This is a genomic window from Methylomagnum sp., from assembly GCF_054333355.1.
The window spans coordinates 1-8,642 of the sequence record NZ_JBTEKS010000180.1 but is presented as its reverse complement, the minus strand read 5'-3'; the positions used below and the strand labels follow the sequence as shown (position 1 = coordinate 8,642).

At 61.9% G+C, this 8,642-nt stretch carries 5 protein-coding genes; 4 read left to right on the top strand and 1 reads right to left on the bottom strand.

The genetic code is table 11. From position 1 onward, the window contains the following. Positions 1–574: 574 nt before the first annotated feature. Entirely contained in the window at positions 575–781 is a 207-nt protein-coding gene (locus ACXWUF_RS13810) for a hypothetical protein (protein ID WP_458495248.1), read from the bottom strand. A 56-nt stretch (positions 782–837) separates the two neighbouring features. Between ACXWUF_RS13810 and ACXWUF_RS13805 the strand changes: the two genes are divergently transcribed. The 4 genes from ACXWUF_RS13805 (at position 838) to prsT (ending at position 8,594) form a co-directional block, all read left to right on the top strand. Further along, positions 838–2,232, top strand: a complete 1,395-nt coding sequence (locus tag ACXWUF_RS13805; protein ID WP_458495247.1) for a TIGR03013 family XrtA/PEP-CTERM system glycosyltransferase — start codon at positions 838–840, stop codon at positions 2,230–2,232. Between the two features lie 79 nt (positions 2,233–2,311). Continuing rightward, on the top strand, positions 2,312–4,426 hold the full coding sequence (gene prsK, locus ACXWUF_RS13800) for an XrtA/PEP-CTERM system histidine kinase PrsK (RefSeq protein WP_458495246.1): 2,115 nt from the start codon (positions 2,312–2,314) through the stop codon (positions 4,424–4,426). Then, positions 4,423–5,775 (top strand): PEP-CTERM-box response regulator transcription factor, encoded by a 1,353-nt coding sequence (gene prsR / locus ACXWUF_RS13795; RefSeq protein ID WP_458495245.1) that lies wholly within the window; start codon positions 4,423–4,425, stop codon positions 5,773–5,775. Before prsK ends, prsR begins: the two co-directional genes overlap by 4 nt. A gap of 8 nt (positions 5,776–5,783) precedes the next feature. Beyond that, positions 5,784–8,594, top strand: coding sequence for an XrtA/PEP-CTERM system TPR-repeat protein PrsT (gene prsT, locus ACXWUF_RS13790; protein ID WP_458495244.1), 2,811 nt, complete (start codon positions 5,784–5,786; stop codon positions 8,592–8,594). Positions 8,595–8,642 lie beyond the last annotated feature (48 nt).

Sequence of the window (8,642 nt, the reverse complement as noted above, 5' to 3'; positions counted from 1 at the left end):
GTGCTTGCCAAACTCGACGGCCAGGGGCAGCCCCACGTACCCCAGCCCAATAATCCCGATCTTCGCTTCCGCAAGTGTGCGCATCATGCCTCCGGGTACTCGCAAAATCTTCAAAGCCGGTGGTCGTGTCAATTAAAGCTGCCAAAATTGACGCAACGCGACCGAATGGTTTAAAACGCCGAACCGCCCAGCGTGCAGGAGGGGTCGATTGCCGTCCTGTGGGCGGGCTGTTCGCGGGATGAGGTGCGCGGCGCCACCCATCGGCGGTCGCCACGCGCTGGGCCTATTGTAAGGGACGCGGATAGAGCCGTGAAAGCTTTGCCCGCGTGACCGGCGGGGCAATCGCGCCACGTGATTTTCTCCCCCTCCCACCGGGAGAGGGGACCCAAAGAGACATGGCGCGACGCTCGATGGCCCGGAGCGGCTGCCCGGAAAAAACGCCCCGCCGCCCCGCCCACCCCATCAATCGTCATGTTTTTATTGGGAGAAGCCTGGATTCCGGGCTAAGATTATGCCGAGTTTGGCGAAGCCGCCCACAACGCACGAATACTATATTCACGCTCATAGGGTCGGCCTATTCAGACACTCGACCAAATCCGCATCCAGTTATCCAGCAAAGCCCCGGATCAATTATTCCCTCAAAATAATCTTTTACCTCACTCATTTCAACCGGGAGCTTTCGTGATTTCATTGATCTTGCCAATTCGCAATCATCCGCTTCGCCCATTCCCGAAATAACCATGATGAATATCGTGCCTTCAGGGCGCACATAATTAATCAAAAGTTAAAATACGCAATCCTTACCATTGACGCGACTTAGTTACAACAAGAGCGGACATGATTCGTATATTCCGGCATTACATTTCTAGCATATACTTGATTATCTTGTTGCTTGATTCCGCCGTTTTCTTCTCCGCCTTTTATTTAGGCAGCCTCCTCCGGTTCTTTCCAAACTCCTTGACATATTCGGTCATCGAGCCGCCGTTCGTCCCCGCCTCGATCTTCACGGTGATGATGCTGGTCAGCACCACCGGCATGGGACTGTACCAACGGGTCCAGAGCGGCGGCGACGCGGGCCTGTTGCTGCGGATTTTTGGCGCCTTCCTGGTTGGCTCGATTGCCATGGGGCTGGTGTTTTACGCCTTCCCGGAGGTGTTCGTGGGGCGCGGCGTGTTCGGCTACGCCTTGCTGGCGGCCCTGACCCTGGTGCTGGTGTCGCGGTTCCTGTTCCTGAGGGTCGTGGACCGGCGGGTGCTGCGGCGGCGGGTGCTGGTGCTGGGCGCGGGCTACAACGCCAACATGATCCTCGATTTCGAAACCCGCGTGGTCAATCCCAACTTCCAGGTGATCGGCTTCGTCCAGATGGGCAACGAGCCGTGCCGGGTCAATCCCGCCCGCCTCTGCGACCTTAAGGTTCCCCTCAACGAATTCGCGACCCAGCAGGACATCGAGGAAATCGTGGTGGCGCCCGACGACCGGCGCGGCGGCCTGGCGGTGGACGAAATCCTCGATTGCAAGATGAGCGGGATGGAGGTCGTGGACTTGCTGAGCTTCTTCGAGCGGGAGGCGGGGCTGATCCGGGTCGACTGCCTGCATCCCAGTTGGCTGGTGTTTTCCGACGGCTTCCAATACAGCGGCATTCAGCAACTCGGCAAGCGCGTGTTCGACGTCACGGCGAGTCTGGCCCTGCTGGCCGTGGCCTGGCCCGTCATGCTGTTGGCCGCGCTGGCCATCATGATCGAAAGCGGCTGGAACAGCCCCATCCTGTATCGACAGGTGCGGGTGGGCAAAAACTGGCGGCTGTTCAAGGTCATCAAGTTCCGCAGCATGAGGACCGACGCCGAGCTGGATGGCCGGGCGCGCTGGGCCACCCAGAACGACGACCGCGTGACCCGGGTGGGCCGCTTCACCCGCAAGACCCGGATCGACGAGCTGCCGCAATTGTTCAATGTGCTGACGGGCGAAATGAGCTTCGTGGGGCCGCGCCCGGAGCGCCCGGAGTTTGTCGAGAAATTCGCGGAAACCATCCCCTATTACTCGGAGCGCCACCGGGTTAAACCCGGCATCACGGGTTGGGCGCAGTTATGTTACCCCTATGGCTCGGGGTATCAGGACGCCATCGAGAAACTCCAGTACGATTTGTATTACGTGAAGAATTACAGCCTGTTCCTTGATTTCCTCATCATGCTGCAAACCGTCGAGGTGGTGATTTGGGGCAAGGGCGCCCGTTGAACAAGCCGGGTATGACAGCGGCATCGCATAGATTCAACACCACCGCTGGAAACTGGAGCGCCAGTCAACCGGACAGCTTATGAACATTGGGGCCGTCAGCTACTTCGCCGGATTCGCCGCTAACGTCATCCTGAACATCCTCCTGTTCGTCAGTTGGCAGGGGAGCCTCCGGGGCCGTTTGCTGATTTTCGCCGCAGCCACCACCGCGCTGTGGTGCGGCCTGTTGGGCATCCAGGAGAACTATCACATCTTTCCGGCCCGGCTGATCTGGTCCGCCGAGCTGATCCATTCCTATATTTGGCTGGCCTTTCTCGCGAAGCTGCTCAGCCCGGCGGAGGACAGCCCGACCCAGGCGGCGGGCATCGAGAACCCCCGGCTGCTCCGCAATGGACTCTGGGCGGCGGCGGTCATCCAGTCGCTATACCTGTGGGGCGCGCCCTTCCTGGAAGCCCGTTATCCCGGCGTTTTCCGCCCCGCCTACCAACTCATCGGCCATATCGCCCTGGCCCTGACGGGCCTGACGCTGGTGGAGCAGTATTTCCGCAACACCCGCACCGACCTGCGCTGGCGCATCAAATTCCTGTGCTTCGCCCTGGGCGGGATGTTCGCCTACGACTTTTATTTATATTCCGACGCCCTGCTGTTCCACCGCATCAACCCGGACATCTGGGCGGCGCGGGGCGCCATTTCCGCCCTGTTGGCCCCGTTGCTGGCGGTGTCGGCGGCCCGCAACCCCGACTGGGCGCTGGACATTTTCGTCTCCCGGCAGGTGGTCTTTCATTCCGTCACCCTGCTGGGGGCCGGCATTTACCTCCTGCTGATGGCGACGGCGGGCTACTATATCCGGGTCTACGGCGGCGAATGGGGCACGGTGGCGCAGATCGTGTTTCTCGGGGGGGCGTTCCTGCTGCTGGCGCTGCTGCTGTTCTCCGGGCAGATGCGGGCGCGAATGCGGGTGTTCCTCACCAAGAACTTTTTCAATCACGCCTACGATTACCGCCAGGAATGGTTGCGCATTATTAATACTTTGTCCGATACTCGCTCGCCGCTGCCCTTGGAGCAGCGCATCGTCATCGCCCTGGGCCAAGCGGTGGAAAGCCCCAGCGGCGTGCTGTGGGTCCGCGAGTCCTACGACCGCTTCATCCAGCGGGCGAGCTTCGGCGACCCGGACATCAACATCCCGCACATCGACGGGCACGATCTGGCCATCCGTTACATGGAAGAAAAAGAATGGATACTCAACCTCGAAGAAATGGTCTCCATGCCGGAGGGCTACGAGGGGCTGAACCGGCCCGCGTGGCTGGACGCCAGCCCCAATGCCTGGCTCTTGGTGCCGCTGGCCCATAAGGAACGGGAACTGTACGGCGTGCTGCTATTGACGGTGCCGCGCACCCCCATCCACTGGAACTGGGAGGTCATCGACTTCCTCAAGACCTCCAGCCGCCTCGCCGCCAGCTATCTGGCCCTGGAGGACGCGGCCCGCGCCTTGGCCGAGGCCCGCCAGTTCGAAGGGTTCAACCGGCTGTCGGCCTTCGTGCTGCATGACTTGAAGAATTTGATCGCGCAACTGAGCCTAGTGGTCCGCAACGCCGAGCGCCACCAGCACAATCCAGAATTCATGAGCGACGCCATCCGCACCGTCGACCACGCGGTGGGCAAAATGAGCCGCCTGATGGCGCAGTTGAAGAATTTCGGCGCGGGGCACGCGCTGGCCGAGGTGGAACTCGCGCCCCTGCTGCGGGATGTGGTCGCCTCCCGGAGCGGCCAGCTCCCCGCGCCCCGCCTTGACGTCATGGCACCCAGGGCGTGGGTGCAGGCCGACCCGGACCGTCTCGCCGCCGCCCTTGAGCATGTCATCCAAAACGCCCAGGACGCGGCGGGACGCGGCGGTCAGGTCAAGGTCCGGCTGCGGCCGGCGGAGGATGGCATGGATCAAGCCATCGTCGAAGTCGAAGACAATGGGCACGGGATGGACGAGGCGTTCATCCTCGCCCGCTTGTTCAAGCCCTTCGACACCACCAAGGGTCTTACCGGCATGGGCATCGGCGCCTATGAAAGCCGCGAATATGTCCGCTCGCTGGGCGGCGACCTCTTGGTGAGGAGCGAACCCGGCGGGGGTGCCTTGTTCAGTTTCCTTATCCCGACCGTTCCCAGATTGGTGGAACCAGCCGCACACGAGGTTAAATCCGCTTGAGCGACCAAACGTTGCTGATCGTCGAGGACGATCCCGGCCTACAAAGCCAATTGCGTTGGAGTTTCGACCAATACAAGGTGCTGGTGGCCGACGACAAGGACTCGGCCCTGGCCGCCGTGAAGCGCCACGAGCCTTCGGTGGTCACGCTGGATTTGGGGCTGCCGCCCGATCCCGGCGGCATCAGCCAGGGCATCGCCACGCTGAACGAAATCCTCTCCCTGGCGCCCCAAACCAAGGTGATCGTCATCACCGGCAACGACGACCAGCAGAACGCGGTCAAGTGCATTGGCCTCGGCGCCTACGACTTCTATCAAAAGCCCATCGACCCCTCGATCCTGGCCTTCGTGGTGAACCGGGCCTTCCGCCTCTGCGCCCTGGAGGAGGAAAACCGCCGCTTGCAGCGCGTCCACATCACCAACCCCCTGGAGGGCATCATCGCGTCCAGCCCGGAAATGCACGAGGTCTGCCACATGGTGGAACGGCTCGCCCCCACCGACATCACGGTGTTGCTGCTGGGGGAAAGCGGCACCGGCAAGGAGGTGCTGGCGCGGGCGCTGCATGGCCTGAGTCCCAGGACCAAGAAGCCCTTCATCGCGGTCAACGCGGCGGCGATCCCGGAAAGCCTGCTGGAAAGCGAGCTCTTCGGCTACGAGAAGGGTGCCTACACCGGCGCGACCCAGCAAACCAAGGGCAAGTTCGAGCTGGCCGACGGCGGCACCTTCTTCCTCGACGAGATCGGCGACATCCCCCTCCCGCTGCAACCCAAGCTGCTGCGGGTCCTGCAGGAGCGGGTGGTGGAGCGAGTCGGCGGACGGCAGCCCATCAAGGTGGATGTGCGGGTCATCTGCGCCACCCACCAGAACCTCACCAAGCTCATCCGCGAAGGCCGGTTCCGGGAAGACCTGTACTTCCGCATCAACGAAATGACCATCAACATTCCACCGGTCAGGAACCGCACCGGCGATGTGCTGGTGTTGGCGCGGGCCTTTTTGGAGAAATTCTGCAAACAAATGCGGCGCAGCCAATTGCTGGGCTTCACCACCGAGGCGCTGGCGGCCATGGAGGCCTACCACTGGCCCGGCAATGTGCGGGAACTGGAACACAAGGTCAAACGGGCGGTGGTCATGGCGACCGGCCCCTTGATCGAAGCCAAGGACATGGAACTAGCGGCGGGCGAGGCCAAGCGGCGCCTGCTGACCCTGCGGGAAGCCCGGGAAATCGCCGAGCGTCAGGCCATCAGCCTGGCCCTCAGCGAATCCGGCGAAAACATCACCAAGGCGGCGGAAATCCTGGAAGTGGCCAGGCCGACCTTGTACGCACTTTTAACCAAATTCAATCTCAAGGTTTAGGGGGCTACATGCAAAAAAAGCTCATCGCACTCGTGGTTCTGGCGGCGCTGGCGGGCGCACATCCCGCGCAGGCGGGAGACAGCTCGATGGACACGGCCAAGGAATATCTCGACAAGGGCGAACACAAGGCCGCCGTCATCGAGCTGAAAAACTTCCTCAAGGATAACCCCCAGAACGCCGACGCCCGGCTCTTGATCGGGGAAACCTATATGAAACTGGGCGATGGACCCGCCGCCGTCAAGGAATTCGAGAAGGCCCGCGACCTCAACGCGCCCAAGGACAAATGGATCGCCAGCCTGGGCCGCGCCTACCTGCTGCAAAACGACACCAAGTCCCTGCTGGACAACATCAAGCCCGACGAGGACTTGGCCCCGCCGCTCCGCGCCCAAATCTTCGGCATCATCGGTGCCGCCTATATCAGCAAGAACGACCCGGCCAAGGCCCAGGAGAACTTCGACGCGGCCCTCAAGCTCGACCCGGACGCCAGCGAGGCTTTGCTCGGGCTGGCCATGTTGCAAGCGCAACAGAAGCAATTCGCCAAGACCATCGAGTACGCCGCCAAGGTCGTCGGCAAGGACGATAAAAACCTCAACGCCTGGGTCATCATGGCCGAGGCCAAGCGCTTGAACGGCGACTTGCCCGGCGCGGTTGACGCCTTCGACAAGGCGCTGAAAATTCTGCCCGTCGACATCCGCGCCCGGCTGGGGCGGGCCACCGCCCAACTCACGCTGAACAAAGTGGACGAAGCGGCCAAGGACGTGGCGGTGGTTCGCAAGGCGTTCGGCGATGTGCCCTTGGCCATGTACCTGGAGGCCGTGGTCGATTACCAGCAAAAGAAGCTCAACGAGGCGCAGGAGCTGCTGGCCAAGGTGTCGAACGCGCTGCCGGACCATCTGCCCAGCAAGCTGCTGCTGGGCACCATCGCCTACCAGAAGGGCGAATTGGAAACCGCCGAGAGCCAACTTTCGCAATTCGTGAACAAGCTTCCGAAGCACCTGCCCGCCGTAAAGCTGCTGGCCGCCACCCGGCTGAAGCAACATCGGCCCACCGAGGCCATCAGCCTCCTGAAAGGGGTGGAAGACCTGGGCAAGGACGACGCGCAGTTCTTGTCGCTGCTGGGCAGCGCCTATCTCGAAAGCAAGCAGTTCGACCAGGGCACGGAGTACCTGACCCGGGCCGCCCAACTCGACCCGAAGGCCGCGACCATCAAGGCGCAATTGGCGCTGGGGCGGATGGCCTCCGGCCATCTCGACGAGGCGGTGACGGACCTGAAAGCCGCCGTGGAACTCGACCAGAACCTACTTCAAGCCGACGTGATGCTGGTGCTGGCCCTGCTCCAAGACGGCAAGCGGGACGAGGCCATCGAAGCCGCCAACAAATTGAAGGGCAAGCTCAAAGAAGACCCGTTGCCCGAGAATTTGCTCGGGGCCGCCTACATGGCCAAGGGCGATCCGGATAAGGCCCGCGAGCATTGGAAGGCGGCCCTCAAGCTCAATCCGGAATACGCCACCGCCGCGGTGAACCTGGCCAAGCTTGAGATAAGCGCCAACAACACCGACGCCGCGATTGAGTTGTACAAAGGCGTCTTGAAGCACAACCCCGCCAGCGTGTCGGCCTTGATCGGCCTCGCCCAAGTGGCCGAGGGCAAAAAGGACTACGCTCAAATGGAACAATATCTGGAGACGGCCCGGGAGAAGAATCCCAAGATGCCGCAGCCCTCGCTGATGCTGACCAAGTACCACCTGACCCAAGGCAAGCTGCTGCGGGCCTTGGAAGTGGCGCGGGACGCGGACGCCAACAATCCCGACCAGCCCCAGGTCATGCAGAATCTGGCCGTCGCGCAACTCGCCAACGATCAAGTCTCAAGCGCGGTGATCACATTCAAAAAGCTCGTCAACAAAGTGCCCGACAACCCCGAATACCGGCACCAACTCGCCCAGGCCCTTTACAAAGCCGGCGACAAGACCGGGGCACGGGAGGAATGGCGGAACGCCGCCAGGGCGGCACCGGATTACATCCCCGCCTATCTGGCCCAGGCCGAACTCGCCGTGCAACTCGCCTCGGACGACAAAAAGTACGAGGAGGCCCAGAAAATGGCGGACATCATCAAGCAGCGGCAACCACAATCGCCGGTCGGCTGGCAATTGGAAGGCGACATCTGGCTGGCCCAGAAGCAATACAAGAACGCCATCGCCGCCTACGACAAGGCTTACCAGGTGACGCCCACGGCCATTTTGGCGCGCCGCCTGTTCCAGGCCCACAAAGCCCAAGGCAATGACCAGGCGGCGTTCGACGCGCTCAACAAGTGGCTGCAAGCCCATGGCGACGATATGGAATCCTGGCTGATGTTGGGCATTGGCTATCAAACCAAAGGGAAAGGCAAAGAGGCGGTGAATGCCTATGAAAGGGCTTACGCCCTGAAACCCAACAACCCCTTGCTGCAGAACAATCTGGCTTGGCTCTATCAGGAACAGGGCGACAAACGCGCCTTGGACCTCGCCGAGAAGCTGCTCACCGCCAGCGAAACCAACCCGGAAATCAAGGACACGGTGGGTTGGATCTATGTGCAGAACAACATGGTGGACAAGGGCCTGACGCTCCTGCAAGACGCGGCGGTACACGCGCCCCAACAAACCCAGATCCGCCTGCACATCGCGCAGGCCCTCGTTAAGGCGGGCCGCGAGGCGGAGGCCCGCAAGGAACTGGACGTGCTGTTGAAGGACAAGCGGGACTTCCCCGAACGCGCCCAGGCGGAGGCCCTGCACAAAGAGCTGGAAGCCGCGCAGAAACGGCGCGACACCCTGCGACAAGGTCTCTAGCCCCCGTCCGGGTCCGCACGGACACCCGCCACGGGCCATCCAGGTTTC